Annotated in this window: 24 protein-coding genes; 14 read left to right on the plus strand and 10 right to left on the minus strand. The window is 48.6% G+C overall.

The features are described 5' to 3' along the window. The first annotated feature begins 34 nt into the window (after positions 1 to 34). From EKK48_00180 to EKK48_00190, 3 genes are all read left to right on the plus strand, one after another. Positions 35 to 397: an HU family DNA-binding protein gene (locus tag EKK48_00180; protein RTL45795.1), complete on the plus strand. Its 363-nt coding sequence runs from the start codon at positions 35 to 37 to the stop codon at positions 395 to 397. A 612-nt stretch (positions 398 to 1,009) separates the two neighbouring features. Continuing rightward, positions 1,010 to 1,279: a hypothetical protein gene (locus EKK48_00185; GenBank protein ID RTL45796.1), complete on the plus strand. Its 270-nt coding sequence runs from the start codon at positions 1,010 to 1,012 to the stop codon at positions 1,277 to 1,279. A 55-nt stretch (positions 1,280 to 1,334) separates the two neighbouring features. Next, a complete protein-coding gene (locus tag EKK48_00190; protein RTL45797.1) occupies positions 1,335 to 2,006 on the plus strand; it encodes a hypothetical protein in 672 nt (223 codons plus the stop codon). A gap of 53 nt (positions 2,007 to 2,059) precedes the next feature. Here EKK48_00190 and EKK48_00195 read toward each other — a convergent pair whose 3' ends face one another. Then, on the minus strand, positions 2,060 to 3,232 hold the full coding sequence (locus tag EKK48_00195) for an acyltransferase (GenBank protein ID RTL45798.1): 1,173 nt from the start codon (positions 3,230 to 3,232) through the stop codon (positions 2,060 to 2,062). An 824-nt stretch (positions 3,233 to 4,056) separates the two neighbouring features. Between EKK48_00195 and EKK48_00200 the strand changes: the two genes are divergently transcribed. Beyond that, positions 4,057 to 5,445 carry a glycosyltransferase family 1 protein gene (locus EKK48_00200; protein RTL45799.1) on the plus strand — a complete coding sequence of 463 codons (1,389 nt, stop codon included), beginning with the start codon at positions 4,057 to 4,059 and terminating at the stop codon, positions 5,443 to 5,445. On the opposite strand, the gene EKK48_00205 is transcribed toward EKK48_00200, so the two are convergent. After that, on the minus strand, positions 5,417 to 6,421 hold the full coding sequence (locus EKK48_00205) for a hypothetical protein (GenBank protein RTL45800.1): 1,005 nt from the start codon (positions 6,419 to 6,421) through the stop codon (positions 5,417 to 5,419). The genes EKK48_00200 and EKK48_00205 overlap by 29 nt on opposite strands. A gap of 9 nt (positions 6,422 to 6,430) precedes the next feature. Continuing rightward, on the minus strand, positions 6,431 to 6,637 hold the full coding sequence (locus EKK48_00210) for a hypothetical protein (protein ID RTL45801.1): 207 nt from the start codon (positions 6,635 to 6,637) through the stop codon (positions 6,431 to 6,433). 82 nt (positions 6,638 to 6,719) lie between these two features. On the opposite strand from EKK48_00210, the gene EKK48_00215 reads away from it, so the two are divergent. The 5 genes from EKK48_00215 to EKK48_00235 all read left to right on the plus strand — a co-directional run bounded on the left by EKK48_00215 (position 6,720) and on the right by EKK48_00235 (position 11,168). Beyond that, complete coding sequence (locus tag EKK48_00215) at positions 6,720 to 8,066, plus strand: hypothetical protein (GenBank protein RTL45802.1); 1,347 nt, start codon at positions 6,720 to 6,722, stop codon at positions 8,064 to 8,066. A gap of 86 nt (positions 8,067 to 8,152) precedes the next feature. Beyond that, the gene (locus tag EKK48_00220; protein ID RTL45803.1) at positions 8,153 to 8,428 is read left to right on the plus strand and encodes a PqqD family protein; all 276 of its coding nucleotides are present in this window, start codon (positions 8,153 to 8,155) and stop codon (positions 8,426 to 8,428) included. A 155-nt stretch (positions 8,429 to 8,583) separates the two neighbouring features. Further along, positions 8,584 to 8,901: a hypothetical protein gene (locus EKK48_00225; GenBank protein ID RTL45804.1), complete on the plus strand. Its 318-nt coding sequence runs from the start codon at positions 8,584 to 8,586 to the stop codon at positions 8,899 to 8,901. Positions 8,902 to 9,092: 191 nt separating this feature from the next. After that, entirely contained in the window at positions 9,093 to 10,220 is a 1,128-nt protein-coding gene (locus EKK48_00230; protein RTL45805.1) for an acyltransferase, read from the plus strand. A 21-nt stretch (positions 10,221 to 10,241) separates the two neighbouring features. After that, the gene (locus EKK48_00235) at positions 10,242 to 11,168 is read left to right on the plus strand and encodes a hypothetical protein (GenBank protein ID RTL45806.1); all 927 of its coding nucleotides are present in this window, start codon (positions 10,242 to 10,244) and stop codon (positions 11,166 to 11,168) included. 11 nt (positions 11,169 to 11,179) lie between these two features. Here the strand turns inward: EKK48_00235 and EKK48_00240 are convergent, their stop codons facing one another. Next, complete coding sequence (locus EKK48_00240; protein ID RTL45807.1) at positions 11,180 to 12,538, minus strand: hypothetical protein; 1,359 nt, start codon at positions 12,536 to 12,538, stop codon at positions 11,180 to 11,182. Between the two features lie 200 nt (positions 12,539 to 12,738). Here EKK48_00240 and EKK48_00245 point away from each other — a divergent pair, with 200 nt between their 5' ends. Next, the gene (locus EKK48_00245; GenBank protein RTL45808.1) at positions 12,739 to 13,464 is read left to right on the plus strand and encodes a sugar transferase; all 726 of its coding nucleotides are present in this window, start codon (positions 12,739 to 12,741) and stop codon (positions 13,462 to 13,464) included. Between the two features lie 239 nt (positions 13,465 to 13,703). Here the strand turns inward: EKK48_00245 and EKK48_00250 are convergent, their stop codons facing one another. Next, complete coding sequence (locus tag EKK48_00250; GenBank protein RTL45809.1) at positions 13,704 to 14,372, minus strand: hypothetical protein; 669 nt, start codon at positions 14,370 to 14,372, stop codon at positions 13,704 to 13,706. 118 nt (positions 14,373 to 14,490) lie between these two features. Continuing rightward, the gene (locus EKK48_00255; GenBank protein RTL45810.1) at positions 14,491 to 15,591 is read right to left on the minus strand and encodes a glycosyltransferase; all 1,101 of its coding nucleotides are present in this window, start codon (positions 15,589 to 15,591) and stop codon (positions 14,491 to 14,493) included. Positions 15,592 to 15,827: 236 nt separating this feature from the next. Here EKK48_00255 and EKK48_00260 point away from each other — a divergent pair, with 236 nt between their 5' ends. From EKK48_00260 to EKK48_00270, 3 genes are all read left to right on the plus strand, one after another. Beyond that, positions 15,828 to 17,069 carry a hypothetical protein gene (locus EKK48_00260; protein RTL45811.1) on the plus strand — a complete coding sequence of 414 codons (1,242 nt, stop codon included), beginning with the start codon at positions 15,828 to 15,830 and terminating at the stop codon, positions 17,067 to 17,069. A 59-nt stretch (positions 17,070 to 17,128) separates the two neighbouring features. Beyond that, a complete protein-coding gene (locus EKK48_00265; protein ID RTL45812.1) occupies positions 17,129 to 18,199 on the plus strand; it encodes a hypothetical protein in 1,071 nt (356 codons plus the stop codon). A 104-nt stretch (positions 18,200 to 18,303) separates the two neighbouring features. After that, the gene (locus EKK48_00270; GenBank protein RTL45813.1) at positions 18,304 to 20,460 is read left to right on the plus strand and encodes a hypothetical protein; all 2,157 of its coding nucleotides are present in this window, start codon (positions 18,304 to 18,306) and stop codon (positions 20,458 to 20,460) included. A gap of 13 nt (positions 20,461 to 20,473) precedes the next feature. Here EKK48_00270 and EKK48_00275 read toward each other — a convergent pair whose 3' ends face one another. Continuing rightward, positions 20,474 to 21,994 carry a hypothetical protein gene (locus EKK48_00275; protein RTL45814.1) on the minus strand — a complete coding sequence of 507 codons (1,521 nt, stop codon included), beginning with the start codon at positions 21,992 to 21,994 and terminating at the stop codon, positions 20,474 to 20,476. A gap of 132 nt (positions 21,995 to 22,126) precedes the next feature. On the opposite strand from EKK48_00275, the gene EKK48_00280 reads away from it, so the two are divergent. Then, positions 22,127 to 23,212, plus strand: coding sequence for a glycosyltransferase family 1 protein (locus EKK48_00280; protein ID RTL45815.1), 1,086 nt, complete (start codon positions 22,127 to 22,129; stop codon positions 23,210 to 23,212). A 23-nt stretch (positions 23,213 to 23,235) separates the two neighbouring features. Here the strand turns inward: EKK48_00280 and EKK48_00285 are convergent, their stop codons facing one another. The 3 genes from EKK48_00285 to EKK48_00295 all read right to left on the minus strand — a co-directional run bounded on the left by EKK48_00285 (position 23,236) and on the right by EKK48_00295 (position 26,285). Continuing rightward, complete coding sequence (locus EKK48_00285; protein ID RTL45816.1) at positions 23,236 to 24,438, minus strand: acyltransferase; 1,203 nt, start codon at positions 24,436 to 24,438, stop codon at positions 23,236 to 23,238. Between the two features lie 88 nt (positions 24,439 to 24,526). Next, on the minus strand, positions 24,527 to 25,363 hold the full coding sequence (locus tag EKK48_00290) for a glycosyltransferase (protein RTL45817.1): 837 nt from the start codon (positions 25,361 to 25,363) through the stop codon (positions 24,527 to 24,529). After that, a complete protein-coding gene (locus tag EKK48_00295; GenBank protein RTL45818.1) occupies positions 25,356 to 26,285 on the minus strand; it encodes a glycosyltransferase in 930 nt (309 codons plus the stop codon). Before EKK48_00295 ends, EKK48_00290 begins: the two co-directional genes overlap by 8 nt. Positions 26,286 to 26,339: the final 54 nt, after the last annotated feature.

Consider the following 26,339-nt stretch of genomic DNA (forward strand, 5'->3'; position numbering starts at 1 on the left):
CTAGCTGGTTTTGTGTCCAAAAGGAGGAAACAAAATGAATCGAGCTGAGCTAATCAGCGAAATCGCGGAAATGACAGGACAACCCAAGACCGAAGTGGGAATGACCTTAACGGGCATTCTGCATTCGATCACAGGCGCCTTGAGCAAGGGTGAAAAAGTCACCCTGGTCGGCTTTGGCACTTTTGAACGGCGCACCCGTCAAGCCAGAACAGGCCGGAATCCTAGAACGTTGGCACCGCTACGCATCCCTTCCAGCCGTGTACCAGCCTTCCGCGCCGGTCAGGAGCTGAAGGACGTTGTTGATGGTCGTTCCAAACTTAAGAGCTACCAGGCTCCGGGAACGAAGTCTCCCAAGAAGAAAACAGCAAGCAAGGCTTCCAAAGCCAAAAAGCGCTAACAACAGCGACTGAGAAATTGCGCAAAAGGGCTCCGAAAGGAGCCCTTTATGCATACGTCCGATATATCACTGATTAAATGTGAGATGGGCAGCCACTTTTTTCAATTTTCCTATTGTGGTTAGCGAGCTTTTGAGACAGAATTAATTCACTCTCGAAAGCGAGTCACGCCTCTCCATTAGCAACCCAGCCTGCCTAGAAAGCAATTCAATGAACGAACACGTCAAGAACTTCAACCAGCGCCTGATCGGCATCTTCGAGCTAAAAGCAGAAGAATTTACCAAACACTCTCAGGAAAACCCTTTGACTTCTAAAATCACTGCCGAAATAGCCGGAATGTACAGTGATCTAGTGGAAATAATGAAGCGCTAGCCGCATTTACAGCATTCTCAAGGGCACGGTCTCAAAGCCGTGCCTTTTTTGTTCGTGAATTTTGGTTCAGGTGAGGAAATCACCATGGACAGACCCTAATCAATAGCTTAATCTACGATCACTTGATTTCTCCAGCAAATCAAGCGCCACCCGACCATACGGGATTCGACCGAAAGGTCGGCGTCTGATTTCCAGCTGAGAAACGGGTTCGGTGACAGACCTTTGTCTCATAACGGTGATTTATGGATATTTTTCTGTTTGCATTAGTCGGCGTGGTGGCATTCGTGCTTCTTCTGGTTGTTTCCGAACCACATCGCTTTCTGCCGGAATCAAAAGGTCCAAAGAAAAAAGTCGGTTCGACATACTGGGGCGCATACGAAGGTTGCCCGGTCGAATCACCAATGGAACAATGCACCATAGAAATTCGCAAATCAACTCGTAAAGAGAAGATTGTTGCCGGAAGCCAAACCTATGCAGCCGGTCGCGGCGTAAACATGTCTGGTCGAGGCTGAACGAGAATTCGTTACATCGCCCCTCAATGCTTGTGCAGCTTGATACGATCTGCACATGCGTAAGATGCTTCTTTCTTTTTCAATTGCTCTTTTATCGCTGCACAGCTCAGCGATAGCTTGTCCTTGCTCTGAAATTACGGTACCGCCCGCGCCTACTTCGACGAGCAGTTACGAAGAGGGGCTGAAATTTACAGAGACGACTCAGTACAGAAGAGAGTTTACTAACGCCATCAACTCAGCGAAAAAGTTCTGTACGAACTACAAAAGAGAACATCCCGGCGAAAACAATCTGGCTGTTGTCTCAGACATTGATGAAACGCTCCTCGACAATCGTCCCCATTTCAGGCTCCATCCGGTCAGGAGTTGGGACGTATTCGATCAATGGGTTAAGGAGTCGAAAGCGCCGGTCTTGAAGCCGACTTATGAGCTGCTCAAGTGGTGCAGGCAGGAAGGATTTGCCGTATTTCTCATCACCGGACGACCGGAACCAGATCGAAAACCGACGATTATCAATTTAGTCAAAGACCAGGTCTCTTACGACGGTCTCTATCTTAGAGACCACCACGGCGGACCTCCGGCAGAAGAATACAAGACAGCCGTGCGCAAACAGATCGAACAGATGGGCTTCAAAATCGTCATGAACATAGGCGATCAATTTTCAGATCTGGCAGGCGGATACGCGCTCGACTGCGAAAAGTTGCCAAACAAGATGTACTTCATCAAGTAGCACCACTTCCATCAGATTCATCCCATGTCAAACTACGCAGTGTGCATCCAAATTCAAGCCTGAAAGTATTTCTTCAACTTGAGGAAATGCACCTCGTAGAGCTGATAGCTGGTTACAGCGATAAGCATAGAGCAGGCCGAGGCAACAAAAAGAAAGAGCAAATAATTTGGCACCGGTGGTAGTGCGTTCCAGCTCCAGAGGTGTTCCAGCCCTACGATAACTATAAAGTGGTAAATATAAAGTCCATAGCTGTACTTTCCCAAGACCCTCAAAACACGATTCTCGAAGAAGTGCTTGCACTCCGTCCTTGTCAGAGTCAAAACCAACAATGAAGCAAACAATAGGGCAAATATTGTTGGACCCCAAATACGATCTGTATTCGACGCATGCGGCACGACACCGATGAAAATAGGCACCAGCACAGCCATGCCGAGAGCCACTGCAACGGCGGATCTTTTAAGTATTTCAGGTCCTCTTAAATAAGCGACTATGGCAATGAAACAACCAATGAGAAGTGAATCGACCCGACAAATAGTAAGTACGTAAGCAGCAAGTTCGTTGTGCAGTGGATACACGAAAGCAGCCCGAATAAGCAATGAGGCTGGCACAGCAGCGAGACAGAACCAAAGCAATGGTCCAGTCTCCAAAGCCATCACCAGAAAAGGCCACACCAGATAGAAGTGTTCTTCAACCGCCAGCGACCAGAAATGATTCAGTGAAGAATAGGTCCAGGTGTGTCTGAGCGTCATCAAGATATTTGTACCGTAGAACCAGAGCCAGGTTCTGTCGGCAGGCATACCCATGAGTGCGTCGGGGGGCTCGCCCCAAATTTTTATGCCACACCAAATCAGGGCTAATGCAAGATAGTACAAAGGGAATATTCGCAAAGCGCGACGAACATAGAAGCTTTTAAAATAGTTGGCAGAATTTTTAGAACGAAGCAAAATTCCTGTGATCAGAAAACCTGACAGAACAAAAAACAAGTCAACTCCGCAAGTCGAGAAACAAACGACTTTGTGCACAGCTTTCACAAAAAAATCAGACTGTGGTGTCCAGTGAAGAGCATTCTCGCAGTGCGTAATCAAAACGAGCGCTATTGCCAGACCACGCAAACCGTCCAGGGCTGGCAGATGGCTCGTCGACGCAGATTGACTCTTGTTGGCGATGGAACCAGGCGCAACGGGTCGTATTTTGGCGACAACGGTGGACTTTTCGACAGTAGGCATTGAAACATCCTTTAGAACGAATTATGCTCGCATGATTCTTGGACCAAAATCATGAGAACCTGCTCAAACGGAATGCCAGAGTAGATTAGCATTTATTGATGTTGTCAACAGAGGAGTCCGATACGGTTTGGCTCACCGGTGACCGGAGTAGTGTCCTCAATTCGAGAGGTAATAAACTACTCATCTTCGTTACAGCCAAACACAAGAGTCGGGATAAGCGCGATCATAGATGACTGCGAGAAGCCACGAGAACAGGGCGAGGAGCCATGAGATCAGGCGGAATCGCAACTCTGATTCCAACTCATTTTCAGTTTCGGTCGAACCCATGCAACTGCAACTACTTCAAGAAATTCCAGTTTTGAGCGCCGACGAGTGCGATCGAGTCAGACTTTCTGTTCACGAACTCAAACCGCTGTGGGACGAAGAGCGCTATCGGTTCGGTGCAGGTATTTCCTATTACAAGCCGCAAGCTCTCTACTATGCCACCGCAAAACAGATGAATCCGATCCTCAAGAGGCACTTTGGTTGGCTCTATGAGAAGCTTTTGACAGCCTTCTCCGCTCAATTCAAACGCCCAGTTGTCTTTCGAGACGACCTTGCCTTGCCCGGTTTCAACATTTATTGCGGTCCTTCAGACTTCTCCAAAATTGCCTACAACGTGCACGTCGATTTGCAATATCTCGATTTGAATTGGGACCCGCCAGGCTCTGCCGACTTCGACAGCACAATGTCATTCACCCTTCCAATTACCGCACCGCGTCAAGGCACCGGTCTCAATATCTGGGAAGTTACTCAACTGAGCGACGAGCAGTTCGCGAAATCTGATGCCCTTTCTGACGAAAAAGCTTACTATCACTCTTATAAACCAGGTACTGCTACCATCCACGATGGCAAGCATTACCATCAAATGCAAATCACCAGTGACTGGGAGAGTTCCGACGAACGAATCACCCTGCAAGGACACGGACTTGTGCAGAACGGTGCACTGGTCATTTATGGTTGAGACACACCGACCACTGCGTGTTCTCTATGTCGATCACACAGCGAAGCTGAGTGGGGGCGAAATTGCATTATTGAACCTGTTGCGAGTCATCGACCGTAGTGCAGTCGAGCCGCATGTATTGCTATTTTCGAAAGGTCCACTGCAATCACTTCTCACTGACTCTTCTGTAACCACACATCTTTTAGAGATGGATAACGAAGTGCTGGAAACGCGGAAAGAATCTCTGGGCGTTAATTCCATCTTCAAACTGAAAAAAATTGAGCTTGTCGTATCGCAAATCTGGAAAGTCTTCAAGTTCATACGCGAAAACAAAATCGACATTGTTCACACCAATTCATTGAAATCTGACGTGATTGCCGGGATATCAGCAAAATTAGCTGGAGTTCCGCTGATCTGGCACATTCGTGACCGCATCGACGGTGACTATTTACCGGCCAAAGTAGCGTCCACATTTAAACTCTCAGCCAAAATCATTCCAGATCTCGTCATCGCCAACTCCTATGCCACTCTCTCATCCCTCAATGACAACCAGGTGAAAACGAACGGGCATGAGATCGTCGTTCATGATGGTACACCGTTAGCCCAGGCGCTGCTGCACAGGCAGATGAGCAAACGAAAAGATGGTAACACCACGATTGGTATCATCGGCAGAATCAGTCCCTGGAAGGGGCAACACATTTTTCTGCAGGCCGCCCAGCAAATCAACCGCCAGTTTCCGGAAGTTCGGTTCAAAATTGTCGGTTCGGCAATGTTTGATGAACAGGCTTATGAAAAGCAGATTCGACAATTAGCAACAGATCTGCTGCTAGACGAGGTTGTCGAATTTACCGGATTCAGAGAAGACGTCGCCCAGGTACTAGACGAGTTGGACATAGTAGTGCATGCGTCAACAACCGGAGAACCCTTTGGACAAGTTATCGTTGAAGCAATGTCGGCCGGCAGACCCGTCGTTGCAACCAATGGCGGTGGCGTACCGGAAATCGTAAATAGTCAGTCAGTCGGTCTGCTTGTACCGATGAATAATGCCGACGCAATCACAGAAGCTTTGAAGCGCTTGATTTCAGATCCGAACTATGCCTCGACATTAGGTGAAGCTGGACGACAACACGTTCTTCAGAATTTCACCATTGAAAAAACCGCTCGCGGCATTGAGCAGGCCTACAGCAAACTGACATCAACCGCTAAGCAAACGCGGCCGATTCATAGCTGACCAGAGCTTCGCTTTTTCCGGCAAGGAGAAGGGCTAGCTCTTTCGACAGGGGCACTTTAGTCAAATTCTCAAGCCACATATATTGGCCGGCGGGATTGATTTCCAGAAAGACATAACGCCCCTCGGTATCCAGACAAAAATCTATCGCCCCGTAATTAAGCCCGAGCCGGCGCAGCAATTGCAAACACTTCTCCGAGAGCTGATCTGGCAATTCACAGACTCGCATGGGCACATCGTAGTCGGTTCGCCAATCCAATTTTCCAGAACCGGACTGACTTTCAATATGAAAAGCAAAGAGCTTTTTACCAATCACAGTAACTCTGATGTCGGCATTTTTCTCAATCTTCTGCTGAAACAAATGTGGTGCGTGACGGACCTGATCGAGATGAGCTAAATCCACCTCTCGCACGGGCAAGGTAGGAATACCATGCGGAAACTCGAATTGGGGCAGAAAAAAATTGCTCTTCTCCGTCACCAACTTATAGATCACTTGCCCTTTGTGCTTTTCGTAAAAGGCTCTCGCAAACTCAGGGTCGTTTGTGACGATGGTTTCCGGGACAGATATGCCCAGGGTTTTCGCCACCTCAAGCTGAAAGAGTTTTAACGAAGCCGCCGCATCACGAGCCGGGTAATTCACCCAGAGACAGGGCATGGAGTAAAGCATGCCATACAAAGCGTTGTGAGCCTCGGTTTCGACAACTGCAGATACCCATGGCTGAAAAAAGCGTTTTGATTGTGGGGCTCCTGGTCTCCGGAACCAGATCGAATCAAAAGACGAAACGTCTATAGAGCGACCATCTTGATTGAACCTAAAGACGCGTTGGCCCTCATCCGTAACAAATTCAAGCTTGCAATCATGGACGAACGGTTCAAATTTCCAGTAAGTGACGCTCGCGTCCCATTCGCTCAAATGTTGTGCCACCCGCACGGCGTGGGCATCTTCGGGCGACGACAAAATAAGTACTCTACTCGACATCACAACCAACTAATAGCTTTGATCGACGGTACCGACGTCGCACAGAGGATCAGAGTGCAGCGACCAGAGGGGAGACGTTACTCCTGATTCTTTGGTCCACACCAGACCTTCATTTTCAATAAAATTGCGCAGCCACCAGGCACGCAAAAAAAAGGGCAGCTCATCGGCTTCTTCTTGACGTGAAAGTACTTTTTCAGAAGCGCCGTCACCACTCATAGTGCCTTCCATGAAAACTCAACTCATTTGAATAGTCTAGTCTAAACTAAACCAGATAAAAAAACGGTTGCACCAGAGCTTTATGCCAGAGATAGAAGAACGAGTTGCCATTATTGCCCTGGACGGATTGTCGCTCGGGCAATTCGAACAGCTACAAGCACTGATGCCGCTATGCGCCGCTCTCCTGAAAAATGGGCACCTGCAACAACTCGATGCCACACCATTCTCCGACGCCCATCCGATCTGGGCAGAAATTTTGACCGGCGAACCGTGGTATAGCAATGGCTGTGTGGGCTACGCCACCCTTCAAAAATCATTGAACGAGTTGCGCTTGTTTCGCGAGAATGATCTGCTCTGTCCAGTAACCTTGCTGCCTGAAGTTGCAGCAGAACAAAGAAATATCGTTATCAATGTGCCTCTGCTCGAACCGCGAGAGCATGAAAGAATCTGGCTCGCAGAAGCAAGTTCAGCCGTTGTCACGCATGTCTCTCCAGCATCATTACAAAGAGACAAAACATTCGCCGACTACAAACCAAGACCGATTCTAAGTATGGGGCTTGCCATGGCTGATCACTTAGCGGTGACCAGGTTCATCGAGTGTGAACTGAACAGACTGGCATGCGCTACGGCACTCATTGAATCGAACTGGAAATCGTTTGTATACAGAATCACTATATTCGATCAATTGATTCATCTGCTCGGCAATGGCTTTCTGGATGCGACCCTGATTTGTTCGGCTCAAATCAGGTCAATGCTGGCAAAACTCGACAAAGGTTTGAGTCAAATTTTGTCGCATTCCAGCCGCTTCATTTTTCTTTCGGCCTTTTCTCACACCACTTGCAAAGAGATATTTAGCCTCAACGACTTCTTTGAAGATCGGGGCTTGCAAGAAAAAGCCACCATCGATCAAAAATCGAAGCAGGCTCAACTTCGCCAACAAGCGTTCATGCTGATTCAGGATGAAAACGGCCCACCGCTGGTATCAGCCGACAAACAAATACTCCTCGCCAAAACCAAGTGCGCGTCGCCGATTCGCGGAGCCGTATATATAAATGACAGTGAACGCTTTTCTGAAGGCAGCATCGATTCATCTGCCGTTCGTACCCAGGTGGATATCGTTGCAAACCTGCTGGCGTCGGAGTTTAGAAGATTCCCGACCTTCAAAAAGTTGATTTGTAATCCTATTTATATCGATGCTGATCAACAAACATCTGAGACACGAAAAACCGTTACGAGGCTGTCGCTTCCTGATCTGATCGTAGACGTGCCTGGGCTTGATTTTGTTGAGAATCTCGATGCGATCAGCAGAGGCTATGATTTGCCACCATCCGTTCACACCTCTTCCGGCTTTGTATGGTCTATGACGCACAGCGACAAAGGCACTTCAATCAAATCTTTTGAAGTCGCAAATCTGCTCAGTCGCACTTAGAAGTCCAGAAAAGCTTTAGTCCCTCTCATCAAAAGATCATGCTGACATCGTAAACTGGGGCAAAACCAAGCATCGGTGAGAATTGCATGATGAGACCTAAACGAAATCCTGATGTCCAAACGAAAATGCTTCCTGATGGTCATGTTGTGATCTTCAGTAAGCAAAGTGATTGGGCCCACACAATTACTCCTCTGGCTGCTATTGCCTGGGAGTTCTGCGATGGAGAGCATTCCGTTGACGAGATAGTGAGCCAGGTTCTGGCTTACAGCTCCGACTCAACAGCCGCCGAGATTCAGCCTGCTATTTGCGAACTGTTAAATGATTTTGCACAGGGTGGTCTCGTTTCCGATACAAGTGCTTAATTTCTAAGCGTCCGCAAACCCTGATGAACAGGGACTTTCAATGCCAGACACTTGTCATGCGCTCAAGATCGACTTCGGAGATAGTTGCAGGTTAAAAGTCGAAGTACTATAGTTAATCTGTTCGAAAATGCTTCCTAGTGAAATGGATAAACGAAATGCCTGATAATTTGAGACAAGAAGCAGATGTCAATACAACTGCTTGCGACGAAAGTCTTAGCCGCAAAGAATTCCTTACTAAGCTGGTACAAAAGGCAGCTCTAGCAGGCTCCCTTGTAGCAGCACCAAAAATCATCGATAAGTTCCTCGTACCTCCCGCACTCGCGGTAAACAGTACGCAGCACTTCCATGATAGCCATGCGCCACTGAGAAATCCAGCAACTGGTGGTACCACCGGACCTGCTGGAAAAACAGTTCCTAGCAACACCCAGAAACAAGCTCCTCAAGCTCCCGAAGACAACGGCGGCTGGGGTTAGTTTGCGGAAAGCTGCTTAGAAACTAAGCGGCACTGGATTTCACTAGGCGTTTGAGCTGACTGTCCATCAATTGGTTCAGTATAAATTCGCGTGGCATAGCGGATCAAATCAATAAATCAGCCCTTGAGCTACACTTGTGTGTTCTCAAGGGTTTGGTGATAGAGTGTTATCTCATCGATGAACACCTAGAGATGATTGCGGTCACAGAAACTATTCAAAATGAAACAACAGCACCCGTCGGCGATACAAATCAACGGGTGCAAGCGCTTGACTGCCTGCGAGCAATCGCTTGCCTTATCGTCATACTCAGCCATACACAGAAATACACCACTGACGGCGGATGGAGCATTGGAGCTTACGGTGTAGGGCTCTTTTGCGTCTTGAGTGGCTATTTGATTACATCCATTTTGTTGCGCGACGAAAAGGAACATGGGCACGTCGACATCACTTGTTTCCTGAAGCGCCGTTGCTTGAGAATCTTGCCTGCATACTTCGCCGTGCTGCTGCCCTGCGCATTACTCATGAAAACGGGCGTCTTCTTGAAAAATCACGGCTCTATGGTGGCAAAGACGTTGTCCGAGTTTCCATTCTTTGTGACACTAACCCACAATCATGGCGACGGCATTGGCATCAATCACCTCTGGAGTATCTCGGTCGAAGAGCAGTTTTATTGCCTTTTGCCGCTACTTCTTATCGCAACCAAAAGTAAGATGCTACGACAAGTATTCCTCATCGCAACGTCACTATATATGGTGCGATACGCCTCATTAGGATCCAACGAGCCATATTTCTGCAATGCAGCCTTCATATCATTAATCATCGGCTCTTTGATGGCGATGAACTTCGGACCAGTGACTGCCTTTCTAAACAGATTCAAAACGCCGACTATTCTCTGCTCTGCAGCAGTGTTGCTTGCAGCCTCAGTATTGGGCAGATTCTGTCCTTATGGTCCTCTCTATTCAACAGCATGCGCGCTGATCGTCTGGCTATGCACTACAAAGTGCAAAGACGCTCCCGCACTCAACCCTCTGGCTTATGTAGGAAAGGTAAGTTACGGAATCTATTTGATTCATCTGCCTGTCTGTCTGGTGATATATTGGTATTTGAGCAAATTTGCTCTCCAGCACTTCGTTCCATTGTCATTTGCAATCAGTGCCGCTCTGTCGATTTTGCTCGGTGCATTGAGCTGGGAATTATTCGAGAAACGGATACTGGCTCTGCAAAACAAGTTTAAGCATCGTTCAATCGATTTGATTTTGGCGGCAGTGTCACCACTACTTTTGACTGTTGGTGCGGTGCTGCACTTACTCCACAAATAAGCACACACTTACGGTAACCACATGCACGTTGCAAGAGCTGAAGACTGGATCGTTATATTAGCGGTGATGGGAAGTGTAGCCGCCCTTTATATTGCCGCAGCCTTCATACTGCTGCGCCCCTTCATTGTGCCCGAGAAAATTCGGCCAAAGTTAGGTGCCACCGGCGTACTTGTGCTCATCCTTACAGGCTTCAGTTTTGCCTGTATTGCATATGCGTATTTCGTAGAACCTTACTGGCTAGAAGTCACTCACGTAAAAATTGGGCTCGCCAACTTTCCTGCAGATCATGCGCCGATCAAAATAGTGCAAGTCTCGGACATGCATTGCGACAAGGTGAAACGACTGGAAGATCGCGTTGTAAGAGAAATTGAAAAGGAGAAGCCGGCAATCATTCTCTTTTCAGGCGACGCAATGAATTCCTTAGAAGGACAGAGTAACTTCAACGAATTCGCAGCAAAAATTGCCAAGATTGCTCCAACTTTTGCGGTGAAAGGCGATTGGGATTTTGCTTTCCACCCGGTCAACGTTTTGGAGGAAAGCAAGCTCGAAATTTTGTCAGGACATAAGGTCGTAAACGTAGATGGCGTCAATATTTGCATCGCCGGAGCAGATTCCGGCGCCTCATGCCAGTCAGTGCTTGAGTCAGCTCCTAAAAACATGCCGACCATTGTCATGTATCACAATCCAGATGCAGACATCATCATGGACAAACAGACAGATAATGTCGATCTGTATGTTTGCGGACATACTCACGGTGGACAAATTGCTCTGCCATTCTATGGTGCCCTGATCACTCAATCTAAACAGGGCAAGAAGTACGACGCTGGATTACACAAACTAGGAAACACGTATATCTACACTAATCGGGGAATAGGCATGGAAGGGCATTTTCCCCGACTGCGATTTTGCTCACGTCCTGAGCTGACTGTGTTTGAGCTCTCACACTGAAAGCACAGCACTCAGCCTGACGATCCGATTTGTCTTTCAGGCCAGATCAACTGCCCAAAGGTGCGGCGCACCACACCGCCCGGCAATAATATAACGAACCAGTGCAGGATCAAGGCTCGCAAATAATCAACGAAGTTCATTGTTCGGCCTGCCAGATAGTAAGCGGAAAGAAAAGACTTATCGGGGAAAAACGAACGCCTGAGCACATTCATCTTCCGCGTCGAATCGTCGGATACCGCCGCGTTTGCAAGCAACATCGGTAAGCTGCTTGTATTCCAATAAAAAAGTGGTGTGACCGTAAATGCAAGCAGGCGCTTCGAAATATTTTGACCAGTGGCGCCGGTCTCGCTAATCACGTCATCAATTCCGCTCAGGCCAAGCCGTTCGCGCGCCAAACTCAGACCAGCACAGCATGCCGTTGATAAGCCCTCAACCTGACATCGTCTGACAAATTCTTTCCAGCCTTGAGGATGCAGATTTATTTTTTCGGCTAGCAATTTGATGTCCAACAATTGTTTCCATCCAATAAATCTATCTTTCTCCAGGTGAGTAAGCGAAATCAAAAGCTGATCTAGCAATCCGGGTGAGAGAAAGGTTCGACCGCGCCAGGGAACACTCTCAACTTCTGAGAGAAAGCGATCCAATTCAATCATTTTCAAACCACGATCGAGTGGATTGAATTTGATATCAACGATCGGACAGCGATTCTTGAAATATCCAACCACCGCCGATGGCACTAATTCTTCGTTCGGTACGAGAAATAGACTATCCAGAGCCAGAACAGGCCCAACTCCCAGCTGATTACAAAAGCCGTAGTCATCAAGAATGACGTGAAAACCAGCAGCGACCAAAATTTCGTTCAGGTGAGTCAAATATCGAGATTGCAAAAAACAATCAAAATCACCAGAAAGCCTTTGAGCTGGTTCCCTGTAACAGGTGCGACTGGCGACAATGCCTTTCAGCCAGATAATTTCCGAACCAAGCGCTGCGGTTAGATCAAGAAAATCAACAAATTTGTTGTCGAACTTTTCGAATTTGATAGCCTCGAGAGCTGACTGACGTGAGATCGCCGTAAACAGATCAACTTCGCCACCATCCAGGGTGACGAAAATTTTGCGAAATATTGCTTCCAACTTAAGCAAATAAATAGATTCCAGAACGTAACCACCCAGCTCGTTCTCAATTAACATTTGCAAAAAAAGATTGGCTGATTCGGCAGTTTGGCTTGCCAGAATGGCGTCGGTCGATGAGCTACGTCCAAGCATAAACGCCATCAAACGCTCTGCAAGGCTGAGTTGATTCACCGCGGGCATCGTAAAAATGCGCCACGAGCTCCCACTTTGCCTAAACAAATATTTCGTTAAGTCCATCTCTCAAAAGTGCGTCAAAGCGCATGTCTGCAGAAGGTGTATTTGTCCTGTCGGAACGCAATGCAGTGTAAACATAACTGATACAAAGGGGTAGTTGAAAGAATCTTACTACGAACAAACAGTTGTCAGTAAGGCGCAGTCTAAACACCTACTGTATACTCGTGCACATAACTTGTTTACTAGCTGTTCAAAGATTTGGAATGCCAATGCCTTCGGAAACCGTCGCCAGAGTCGCAGAAAAATTTGAGGCGCAGGAGAGGCGGCCTGTCGAGTACGCTCGAGTCGCAGAGAACACAACCAAACGGTTAATAGATATTTGTGTGGCAGTGGTCGGATTGACCCTGAGCGCTCCCGTCCTGCTTTTCTTTCTCGCGCTCGTGGCTTTGGAAAGCCCCGGCAGTCCAATTTATATTCAAAAACGAATCGGCCGGAATGGACAAATTTTCGATATTTACAAACTTCGCACAATGTTTTCCGGTGCCGATACCGACGGCTTTAAAACAGCAAAAGACGATCGCAGATTAACGGTTACCGGCAAATTACTTCGGGCTACAAACATCGATGAATTGCCGCAGCTCGTCAATGTTTTAAATGGTGATATGTCGCTGATCGGTCCGCGACCGTTGTCTGTAGACGAAACGGAATACATCATCAAACACTTCAACATCTGGTCGTCATATCCAGGCTTTTTCCCTAGCGCTAGACCCGGTCTTGTCGGTCTAGAACAGGTCAATCGAAACAAAGAAATGACTTACCTGGAGCGCTTCAGTTACAACAACGAGTACGAGACCAACTGGAGTCTCTACTTAGATGGTCAGATCTTCATCAAGGCGCTGATAATCTGCCGCCATGTTTGTTACGCACTGATGGCCGGTGGAGCACTGCTCTTATCATTGATGGCAGCTGGAATCACCCTGGCGGGCTAATTCACGGCGAATTTACATCTGTCTGGCAGGCTTAAACGGTCGCGAATGCTGCCTCTGTTGGTTACGCCTGAGTTCCTATAGCAGGCTCGCCCAAAGGACTGCAAAGCACTGCTGGTGCGCACTACAGCACCCTCTCCGCTCTGTTAAATACACAGCCATGAGACTGTATTTAGTGCCAGAGTCAGCGATGCGGCACTAGTTGTTCCGCCCGACACAAGCAAAACCAAACAACATCGAGATCAGTAGGCAGCGCCACCCGCCATGCCACCAGCCCCCGCAACGGACCGTCCAGATGAGGCGCCGAACACTCCACCCCCACGCCCTATGCCGGTTCCGGCACCTGAGCCAAAGGCATAATGGGATGAGCCGTAGGGATTCATTCCGCCGGACGGGTCACCACCACCGTAGTTGCCCCAACCGCGCGTGCCACCACCAGAACGATAACCAGAGACAGAGCCTGACCCCATAGGATAGTAACGAGAATTTCCATATGATCCAAGTGAATAAGACGAACTTCCAGAGTCAATCATTTTCTTCAATGGAATGTTGGATTTTTCATTGGGGGTAAGTCGTCGAGTCATTCGGGAACCGTCAGCAGCCTTGACTTGAACACGATTCTCAATGACTTTTTTGTTCGAATCTATATAAACAATTCCGGCGTTAGCGTTTGCCGGCTGCGGATTGAAATTCCAGCCACCACGCCTGGTGCCCCAGCCGGCTGAATCACCATCAGCGGGGGCAGTTGTGTGTCCGTTCAAAAAATTCGAAAGTCCGCTGGTGATGTTATTGCAAAAATCAGCCAGGGGATCGCGCCCGGAAGCCCACTTACTATCATCATCACAGAAAGCAGCCATCGGGAAGGCTATTTGAATTGTCAGCGCCAGTCCGGCTATAACGTGTGCTTTCAACTTCTTTGACCTCTTACACCTTTGTCAGTATATAGGAGCTTTCAAAAAACGGTTGTCTCACAAGAATTTCCTTAAACTGCCTTAAAATATACGGAGCTGAAAACTGTATGGTCAACCGTCAATTTGTCAGCAACTCAGAGTACAGATCGGAAACAGCTTTGACGTGATGCTTAAGCGTAAACATCTGATGGGCTCGATGCGCCGCCTGTGCACCAAGTTTCTGTCTCAACCCAGAATCATTCAACAATAATTTTATCGCGCCTGCAAGCGCTTCAGCATCATTAGGAGGCACTGTCAGCCCAGTTTCGTTGTGCAAACTGACCCAGGGTACGCCCGTCGGTAAATCAGTGTTGATTACGGGCTTGCCGTTAAGCATTGCTTCGACTTGAACAAGTCCGAAACACTCTGTTGCAAAAATAGAAGGCAAAACAAATATTGAGCTGGCTTTATACATTTTGGCCAGCTCTTCATCAGAGACACGCCCCATAAAGCGTACTCGCTCAGCTATACCGAGCTCTGCCGCCTGCGCTTCCAGATCAGCGCGTAACGGACCTTCACCAACCAGCGCTAGAGTAGCGTCGACCTTACTAATGGCGTCGAGCAAAACATTACAACCTTTGTAGTACACAAGTCGACCGACAAATAGAACGTCGGCACCATACTTGATCTGATCAGGAGATGGATTCACTCCTTCCTCTTTAAAGCGACCTTCTTCGATGCCCAGTGGAATGACTCGACACTTGTGTCGACGTTTTGCCAGTACTGGAGTGTGATCAATCAATGCCGGGGCTGTGACAATAATCACATCTACTTTGTCCAGGAATGATTCAAGCAACGGCTGAATCATTTTATTGAACCGAGCGTGACGAACCAGATCATGATGCCAGGTCGCCACGGTCAGACGAGCCCGCGGCGCTCTCAGAATGTGTGATGCCATGGCCAGAGGAAACGGCAAATGATAGTGTGCGACATCACATTCCTGACGTCCGAGTTCAAGTGGAAAAGTAGCTGAGAGCGGTCGTCCTTGAATTCCGAACGGAGCACCGACTGCAGTGACTTTTACCCCATCGCGCTCTTCTCGTTTAGTCTTAACAACATTATGAGTGCAAAGAACGTGAACGTCATGTTCCCGCTTCAAGCCGGAAACGAGATCGGAGACAGATTTCTCTACGCCTCCGTGGTCCGAGAAAAATGTTGAGATTTGAACTACTGAAACCAAAGTTTATTAATGCTCCGAACCGACAGACTATTCAGAATTATAGGTATTAAGAGCATGAATACGGACGAAGCGCATTACGTAGCATTTAGTTTTCAAGAATGTCACGTTCTTCATGTACAAAGGCTGTACAATCACCGTTTTCTGGCTTCGTTAATGAATTTCAAGGACCCATTCGGTCCGGAGCCTGCGGTTACACCTTGCATCTGTAGTATTCTGTTGACATTCTGAATACGGTTATGAGTACGGGGAACGTCATGTTCGGTCTGGTTAGAAAAGTTACGGCCTGCGCCATCACAGCATCTGTAACTACAATGAGCGGTAGTGCTTTCTGTTTGGCGGGCACTGTTACCCCGGTTCTTAAGGAATTGTCCCCGGCCACCGACACCACTCCGACAGCGCCACCGGCACGGGCCCCACAGTTGGCCAGAACCACGCCGATGCCGAAGACTTTCAAACTCAACGCCGGCATTACCCAGGAGTATGTGCTCGGTCCCGGAGACGTAATGTCTGTAACGGATCTGTCATCAGACGATGATAAGCCGACAGCAACTGTCCTTGCACCAGTTCTACCTGACGGTACAGCCGTGATCAATTACTGCGGCGTTATCGAAGCAGCCGGACTGTCGCTACGACAAATAAACGAGTTAGTTAACGAGAAAGCGAAGAAGTGGTTTGTAAACCCCGATATCGTAATAAATTTGGCCAAGCAACGCGCCACACAAGTTTACTTACTGGGCGAAGTCTCTCACCCAGGACTGTACAGTCCTGACGGCGGTGCTTCAAAAGGAAGCACAGACGCCAGCAGCGAACTGGGCAGCAGCGAAGGGAAATCAACACCTGCATCGGCGACTGCCAGTTCCATCTTCACCGTATCGTCCGCACTGGAAATGGCAGGCGGATTGAAAGACACAGCCGATATAAGACATATTCATGTCACCCGCCTGCACCCAAAGCAAGTAATCGACGTCGATCTATGGAAACTCATGCTTGACGGTGATGTCAGCGAAGATCTGGTGCTGCAGCCGGGAGACGTGGTGTACGTACCGAAAGGTGGTGCAGACTTCAACAGCGCTGATTTCGGTAAGGTCGTAAGCAACGGCAATAAAGTGCGCGTCATGGGTGCCTTTAAATCACCGGGACTGGTAATGATGTCTGGAGACGACGACCTGTTTTCTGTAATTGCTAAAGCCGGTGGATTAACAGACACGGCGAAAAACGGATATGTGGTCCTTGCTCGCACCAGCCGTGATGGCAGCGTGAAGATGGAAAAGGTACCGATCGGAAAGAACGCACTGAAAAATCCCGAATCGCGGGCGCGCGTAAAGGTTCGCCCCGGCGACATTATCATGGCGAAAACGTCGTACACCAAGGTGGCGCTGACAACAACGGGACGAATGGTTCCTCAGATGTTCATGCAGGCGGCCATGATGTTGATGCTCAGACAAGCTAACAACAGCAATACCAGCAGCGGCAGATGAACGCTCGGTTTCGACGCTTAGTCTGCATGATGCTGGTTGCGTGGATATCAGCAGCTGGCATGATTCAGCCAGCTGAAAGCAAAGAAGATCGAGAGACTGAACGTGCCATCCGAGACGCTATGGAGGCACCGCCAACGCCACTGGAAACGGTAAACGAATTCGTGGCGCACAGCACGGCAGTAGGTGTTCCGAAACCAGAGACAGTGACAGTTCGGAACGGTCTTATTTTCGTGCGGTTATTAACGCCCTTAAATTCTTCGTTCAACATGAGCGGCGATGTCGTGCGAGCAGTGGTTGTCGGCTCGCAAGGTGAAAACGGAAAACCCTGGCTTCAGGAAGGCGCAATCCTCGAGGGGTGTGTGGAATCGGCAAAGAAAGCCACATACGGACAGACCGACGGCGCTCTGGTAATCAGATTTTACGCCGCCAAGATAGACAACCGTCGTGTTGAGTTGTTCACGACACCCGACACGGATGACCACACACTCAAGCCCTCACCCGTACACCTCACCACGAAAAAACAAAAAATTCGCGGCATTCTTATGACCGTGACAAGAATCGCCGTGCCGGCCGCAATCGGCTCAGGCGGCATGTCCATCGCCATCACGGCGGGTGCCGGCGCTGCAATCGGATTAGCATTTTCTGAGAAAGGGAAACGCATTCAGGGCACGGTGCGCGGAGCTTGGGAAGGCGCCGGTCTGACAGTTTTTGACCCCATAGTGCGCAAGGGCGATTCAGTAGTTTTGCCGGAGGGAACGCCTCTTCAACTGCAACTAACAGAAACGTTGCAAGCACCGAAATATGTGCCAAACGTTACCAGTGTTAAGAGTGAAGGAGAACTCGCCAATCTCCAGACAGACGCATCTATTACGCAATTGAAGACCCATGCTGAAATTGTGAAGAATAATTCGACTACAGGGGAAAGTGTTCCGATAACTGAAAAAGTCGATCCATTAGCGACTGTAAACAGAAAAATTCTTCAAAACGACCTTGCCGCTGCTATTACGGCATTAGCTGAGGCCGAGAGGCTCTATCCAGACGATGAAAACGTTAGAGCCATGCACACTAAGATATACGAGCTAGTTTCAGGACAGAAGACGTCCGGTACCGAGAGTGGTACCACACATTAATGAATCTTCGTCAACAATCCATTATGTCGTTGTGCAGTATACTCATATGACAACGTAGGTAGTTTTTCTTAACTGCCCTTAACGCGCATCGAGGAGCCGAAGCTGTGATTAAGCCTCAGTCCATTATGTCGATACTATTCTCATTGCCTGCAAAGATTGCTCTGCCGCTGATAGTGCTCAGTGCTGCACTTGGTGTCGCGGCTGTCCGCACAGCGCAAATTCCGAAACAGTATCAAGCCACAGCAAGAATCTGGGTGCAGACGCGCGGAGCCGACATGAACGGAAACGGCACCGGCGCACAGTATTTGAGCTCCCCCCTGACCACAGGGATGAACGCCCTGGCAACAGCTTGCGAAGTTATCAAATCTGAAGCTGTAGTCACGGCTGCGCGTGAACAAACCGCTCAAACCGTACCAGCAAAATTTTGTCCATCTGCAGCGGAGATGAACGGCAACCTCAAGATCGAGCTGGTTAAGGACGCAGATATCATCAAGCTGAACTACGTATGCGGCAACGATAAGATAGCTCTAACCTGCTTGCAATCCTTTATAGATGCTTTTTTCCACGAGAACACCGTCGCGATGGTTGGTAATGCAACCAAATCAAAGTTCTACCTGCAGAAACAACTGGAAGAAGCGAAGGCGCTCAGTCAAAAAACTCATAACAATCTCAGACAGTTCCAGGAAGCCACGCAAACAATCAACTTAGAAGCCCAATCAGGGTCTCTTCTCTCGGAGAAGGATGATCTGGAGAAAGAGATCATCCAGGTTCAACAGATGGCAGACTCGCAGAAAAGAAAGCTGCAATTTCTGGAAAAGCAATTGGGTTTCAGCGGCAGTGACGTGATGAACGTAGACGCGCTGGCCAAGGATACGATTTTAAAAGGCTTGAGAATGACAATTGCAGAATACGAGGTCAAACTCGTGGACCTGCGAGCCAAATATCAGGAAGAACATCCTAAGATGAAGCGCCTGAGAGCCGCGCTTGATGAAGCAAAACAAGCAATGGCCAATCGAACCAAAGAATTGATCGGTTCAGCAGCAGCCAACACCAATATCTCTTCAGATCTGGGCGATAGCGAAGTGCGCGGCAAGATGCTCGACGAGATGGTGCAGATTCAAGCCAGTGAAGTCGCATCAGCCCAAAGACTGGTGTCACTGCAATCGGTACTGGCGACTGTTAAAAGCAAACTGTCTCAGATTCCCAAACAACAAGTAGGTCTAGCAGAATTAGTTCGCGCCGATGCGGTTGCCACAGATTCGTTAGCCGGTGTTGAGAAAGAACTGCAAAACGTTATCCTGACTGAATCGGTAGCGATGGGTGTATCCAACCTGAAGGTGATCGACCGCCCACAAGTATCCGAGTGCACACCGAATGTAGCCAGCAACGGCTTGCTGACGGCTTTTGGTCTAGCCATATTCGTTGCAGTCTTGCAATATGTGTTTGATCCTAAAGCACTAAGAATTGGACAGATCACTGGTCGCCTGCGCCTGCCTATCGAAGGCTGGTTCCCCAAGCTGAAGCCAGGTACTTCTATTGCTCAAACGCTCGTATCGCTTCAGAAGCTCCGCATAACAATTCAAAATTGGTCAAACCAGGGCGAAAAGGTAGTGATGGTGACCAGCGCCGATACGCATGACGGCAAATCCACCATTGCATATGCTCTGGCCCTGACCCTTTCCGAAAACGGAACGAGGGTTATGCTCATAGACGCCAACCTGAGTCATCCCACACTGCACATCTTCTGCCGAGAGCAAGCGTCACCCGGTCTGGCTGACTTTATGGAAGAACCCAGTGCTGAGCAAGCCGAAGAAAGCGTGCGTGTGGTCAACGAAAGATTGATGCTCATCCCGGCAGGCAGAATCGATCCAGACAACAACCCAATCGGTTCGGCAGCCTTCAATAGTCTGCTCAAGTATTTCGATCCCAAAGTGGACGTGTTCCTGATCGACTCACCCCGAGCCGGCTCAGCACTAAATGATTTGATTCTGCCCAAAACAGAAACGCATCTTCTAGTCGTGGCCCGTATTGGAAAGACGCTGCTCGGCTCGATGAAAACACTGGCGGCTCAATTGGCTATGTTACCGACAGCTGAATCGTTCCTCATTATCAATGATGTTAGCGAACGAACCCTCGCAGCCAACGTTACGTCAAGTGCGCCGCAAGCAGGGGCTCAAGCCGTAGCAATGGCACCGCAGCAAGTAGCGTCAGGAAACGTACAGATAAGCGAAGCAGCTGAAGCAGCTGAAGCGAGCTGGTAAATCGGCGTCAACTTCAGTTGGAAAACTGTTTGAGCGCAAGAACGACGACGTCCTTGAATGCGAAATTCGTCACAGGCAAACGAATTAATTCACGAGCCTCAGTGGAAGTCTCTAGTTTTGAGCCGACCGCAAACTTAGCCTGCCGTTGCCAACTCCCATAACGCTCCACATAGCTCTGCGGCTCATTGACGCCCGGCTTGAGAGACTCATGACAGAACCAGGCCCAACCAGCATCAATTTGATCAGGTCGAAAGCCTCTCTCAATCAGCCTTTGCGCAATGTTCAATCCAGCATAGTCCACCATTCGGATCTGCTGTAGTTTCAGCACATTTGTGATCAAAAGCAAGCTACTCAAGACAAAAATGATCTGTGCTGATTTGACTCTCCACTTGTTAGCAATCGCCGTTAGAGCGATAAGCGATACCATGGCCGGTATCACGTGACGCACCAGCGGATGTGCCATAATTGGCAAAACAGCGAGCCCAAGAGCCATAAACACAAGCAGAATTATCGACAGAGAGCGGTTGTTTCTGAGCGCCTCAGCGAAAACCGGCGGCAGGTGAAATGCTCCCAGCGCGACAAAGACGACGGCGACCGGACGCAACCAACCCTCGAGCGGTTGAAATAATCCTTTGTATGAAAAGTAAATGGCAGCCACTGCACATACGGCAGCACAGAGAAATTGAAGCAAGCGCCATTTTCTGTCGCCGCTCACCGCCACGAGAACCGGACTGGCAGCGAATATCACACTGAGTGTGGCAATAGCTCCCGCACGCAGATTGAAGCGTGCAAAATCATGAAGCTGAAATATCTCCTTCAAAGCCGTAGTTTGAAGGAAAGAGAGAGGATTAATAGTCAACATTCGAGCCACGCCTGCTGATATAACCCAGCTCAAAATGAACAATCCTGTCAACGTCAGCAACTGTTTCCGCTTGTTACTACATAAGACTGCTGCCGCCATCAAAGCCGGCAAAGCCATAAGACCTGTGCTGCGAGTCAGAAGAGCCAAAATCAGTAAAGTGCACCAGAGCAGTGCATCTAAAGCATTCACCCCTTCGGTACTGCGCAGAATTCGCTGCGTTAAAACAAGCCACCAGATGCAGTAAGCCAGAAATGGCATGTCTGTCATGAAAGTGGGTGTAACAAAAGTAATTTCGTTGAAACAAAAAATCGATAAAACCAATAAAAAAGATAGCGTTGTTGGTAACGAGAGTGCACGAAAGAGCGTGTAGAGTCCAGCCAGAGCTGCCAGAGCGAAGACTACGCCGACAAGGTCCAATTGCACAAAACCACTGCCCGCAGTACACGCCACCAGCCACCCCGGCAGCAGTAAACCGACCGCAGTCGGCTGAGACCAGCGCATCAAATCGACCTTTCCAGTCTGAACAAAATAGTTCAGCATCTGCATATATCCGCCGTCATCTGCGTAGTAGCACGGCGTCAAAAAACAGATTGGAACAAAAATGGCAAGACAGATTATGGCCAATCCTAGAAGAGCTCGCCCATCATCGCCAAAAATTCTTGCTCTGTTCACAAATGTAGTAATTGTTTATTCTGCGATGGGCAGATAGGATGCAGCCGGTCAGTCTAGTATTATGAACAATCAGCCGCCAGAAAGGGGTTCTTTGAGACGCTCTTAATAAGTGCAGTCTATCAGAAGCAACTTATGACTCCACAACCGAAAGACCTCAGCCAATTTCCGGTTCTTCTATGGATTCCTGGGTCCTTGCAGATCTTTGGCGGACATACGATTCAGTTTGAACGCACAGCGACCTACTTGCGCGCCCTGGGCTGGGACGTAACTGTTGACTTCACGCCAGAAGTTGATCTATCCAGATTTAAAGTCGTGCAAGGGCTCGGTCTAACGCCGCGTCAAATAACTGAATGCAAAACGCGCGGTGCAGCAGTACTTCTATCGACCGTTTACTGGTCAGTCGAATATGGCTATCCGACCTACAGAACTTCTGACTGGCTGCGCCAGAAATTGGGGCGCTCAAAACTTGCAATCAAGACCGGACTGCAAATAATCAGGGGTACAGGTAGTGCAGCAGGTCTCAAATTAGCCCAGCAAGCCTATTCACAGAAAGCCCGCTATGATGTTGCCGACATTTTATTACCCAACTCGCAACTTGAAAAGGAATGCATAATTCGCGAACTGGGCACGACTACTCCCCAGATGATCGTTCCGAATTCGGCAGACCGTAATATTTTTCGCATAACAGAGCCCTGGCAAAACAGAAAAAATTCAGTCGCGTATTGCGGGAGAATCGAACCTCACAAAAATCAACTAAATTTGATCAGGGCGGCCAAAAGCATCAATGTGCCGCTCACAATTGTGGGTCCGAGCCATCCGCACCATCAGCACTATTACGACACATGCGTCCGCGAAGCGCAGGGTGCAGATATCAAGTTTCTGGCATTACAAAAGCAAGAAGATCTGGTGGCTCTATATAATTCGGTCAAAGTTCATGCAGTCCCCAGTTGGTTTGAAACAACCGGGCTCGTTTCGCTGGAATCAGCACTATGCGGATGCGGTGTAGTTTCAACAAACCAGGGCTTCGCGCGAGAATATCTCGGCGATCATGTTGAATATTGCCATCCAAACGATATTCAGGGTATCGCCAGAGCAATTCAGGCGGCCTTCCAGCGCCCCCCCAATCAAGAATTCATCAATCACATCAAAGAAGATTTTTGCTGGGAACGAACAGCTGAAGCCACTTCCAATGCATACCTGGCAGCACTAAACCAGTAGACCAAGCAAATCTAAATGTGGTGTCAATTGTCGACCCACAGTTTTGCTTTCAATCTTTCTGCCAGTGCAAGGCTTGGCTTTTCAGCGAATACATAGAGAAGGTGCGCCGCTGCTATGCTCACAACAGCAGCGAAAACAAACCAGACCACAGCAAAGGTCGTGTTGTTTCCAGTTATTTTGTAGCCGATTCTCAGAATCGACATGGCGCTGAGAACGTTGATCAAATAAAGACTGTAGGAGATTTTCCCAAAATATTGAAAAATCGGATGAGCGAGCCATGAACCAAGCTTGTTCAGACGGCAGGCAACGAATACCGCGACAGCTGTAACCGCGCCAACCAGCAATGCCACGTTTACTCCGACTATTCCAGTAATCATCAAAACTGCAGCCGCAACACCGAAGAAAAGCGGTGAAGTCGTGCCTTTGTAAGCGCGATAACAGAGAAGTCCACTGGCAAAATAGAACCAGAAATCAAAAAACCAGGGGCCCAGTGCGCCGTGAAAAGCGCGAATGTTGGAAAAGACAGCCAGTGCTGTGATCAAGAGAGAGACTGTAAAGTCTCCAACTTTTGCGCTCGTGCGTTTGGCAATAAAATGGCCAAACATAAGAAAGGAAGCTGTGAGTAGATAAAATTGCACCTCGAGACAGAGAGTCCACGAGCCCGCGACAATATTTCGAACGTGAGTAACACCCTGAAGATAAAAGAGGTTGAGCAAAACCTCGCGCAGATCAGGAACCGGCTCAGACTGCAACCCCGGCATAAAACGCTCCGCCGCCAGAGCCGCAAATGAGAGCGCCAGTACACACCAGTAAGGTGGATCGAGACGAATTTGTCTTCTTAGAACGAATTTTGTGAAATCCTTTGCTGATGCCATTCTGCGCATAGAATGAGCAATTACAAATCCGCTGATGACAAAAAAAATCTGGACGCCAAAAGCACCATACGAGCACACAAGTTGAACTACTTGAGGCAATATCATGCGCAGTGGCACTTCCATCGAAGTGCCCAGGAGACAATGATGAAACAACACACAAAGAGCGGCTATTCCGCGCAAACCGTCAATGAACAAATAGCGATTTTTCACAGGCGGCGCGGCACCGCCATGACCTGGTTGAGACTGAGGCAGCTCGACTGACTTAATGGGCTTCGTTTGAGCAGCCAGGGTCAAATGACTATATCCTTGAAAGCGCTTTTGAAAACAGCATTTGCGTGCGGCAAATGACAAGTGATCTTAGCAATGCCCTCACGCGCGCTCCCTTAACTCCACTTAACTGGAATGTTTATGTCATCGTCATAAAGGTGCACATGTGCGTTCATGCAAACCGATGACACCGCATCGTGTGTGCAGACCTCTCTAACAGTGTCCTGGCAAATGCGACCAGTTTTTCGTTAGCAACTGCACTGCCATATTGAATATATTTCTGATAAATTTCGGAGTGGTCAAAGGCGTTGGCAGCAGCCTCGTTCCCAGCTAATTCACGCGAAAAACAAGTGACCAGATGTTCCATCACCTGTGCCGCATTGAAGTGCCGAAGGATTTTTACCCACATATCGCAGGAGGCCCCGATGCCCAACATCGGGTCGAACAAACCTGTGTATGGCAGACAGCTTCGCCGTATCATAACTGTGCTCAAAGGAATGCATTGTTCCTCGAGAAACATCAGAGCAGCAACATCGCGCTCGACCGCTTTCGTGCGGAAGGTTCTTATCTTTGCTGCATCTAATTCGATTTCAAACAGCTGCTCAAGGGAAGCCAACTTTGAGTGTGCTGATTCTCTTACGTCGACAACACTGGCACTACTGAATTCTGTAAAACAAAAGGCAATGTCTGCATTTGTCCTGAATACATCGATTTGAGCAGCCAACTTGCCTGGCATCCATCTGTCATCGGGATCAAGGAAGGCGATAAATTCACCAGACGCAGCTCCCAAACCAGCATTACGAGCACACGCAATGCCTCGATTCGGCTGACAAACCAGTTTGATGTTTGAATGAGTGTTGCTTGCACTCTCTAAAAACGGTGAGAATTCCTCGTCAACGATTATCAGCTCGTAGTTCTCGCTTCTCTGACTTAAAACCGATTCCACCGCTTGCTGCATGCGCTCACGGCTGCTCTCGACGGCGATGATCACACTTATCTTTTCAGTCACTTTGAGAAACTCGCGGTAAGCGCTTCCCAACCCAACTTGACAGTCCTTCGTAAACGACCTGGGGATTCAAGAACAACGCCGATATAAACTCTTGTGCAAAGCCTATAATTTCACGATTTTTCAAACGAGCCCGGCAATTGTCGTAGGCTCTCGCGGCACAAAAGAGTGAGAGGCGATCACTGAGTCCATCTGCAACCCGGGACAACTCAGAGTCTTTGATGTAACTACCGAAACGGTGATGGCGCCTCAGTGTCTGACAGCCGAATTGATAGGCTTGCTTGTAGCGAGCAGAGACGTTTGAGTCCCATATTCTGTAACTCACTTCAGCCGTGGAAACATATCCGAGCCGCCGAAAAAACCGGCCAATTCTCAAAAATAAATCATAATCTTCACTGAAGGACAGCAATGGATCAAACCAACCGCAAATATTCAAAGCCTCGCGTCTGATCATCACAGTGCTTGTGCAGATGTTGCACTGATCCATAATCTCGAATGCAGAACGAGAGAAATCTACATGTGAGTCTCCTGGAGCCACGACTGGCTCTCCTGAACGCCCAGAGCGTTGGTCAAGGGTGGCCACATTGGTGTAACAAAGAGCCATGTCAGGATCTGCTTGCATCATTTTTGTTTGCAGAGCAAGTTTGTTCTCATGCCACAGGTCATCAGCGTCAAGAAATGCGATGTAATCGCCTGTGGTTACCGAGAATCCTACATTTCTGGAAATAGCCACGCCATCATGCTCTCGTCGAACGTATTTGATGCGGCTGTCGGTCGGCAAAAACGTGCTCACATCAACGGTAGAGCCATCATCTATGACGGCAATTTCGAAATCTTGCAACGACTGTTTTAAAACCGAATTAATAGCATCGGTGAGGTAGGCGTTCGGGTTATAGCAGGGGATGATAACGCTTACCAGCGGCATGGCACTTCGGACCTGTAACGTAACTACAGTCACCCATGATACCCAACAAGAGCG

The organism is Candidatus Melainabacteria bacterium, assembly GCA_003963305.1.
Taxonomy (GTDB): Bacteria; Cyanobacteriota; Vampirovibrionia; order Obscuribacterales; family Obscuribacteraceae; genus PALSA-1081.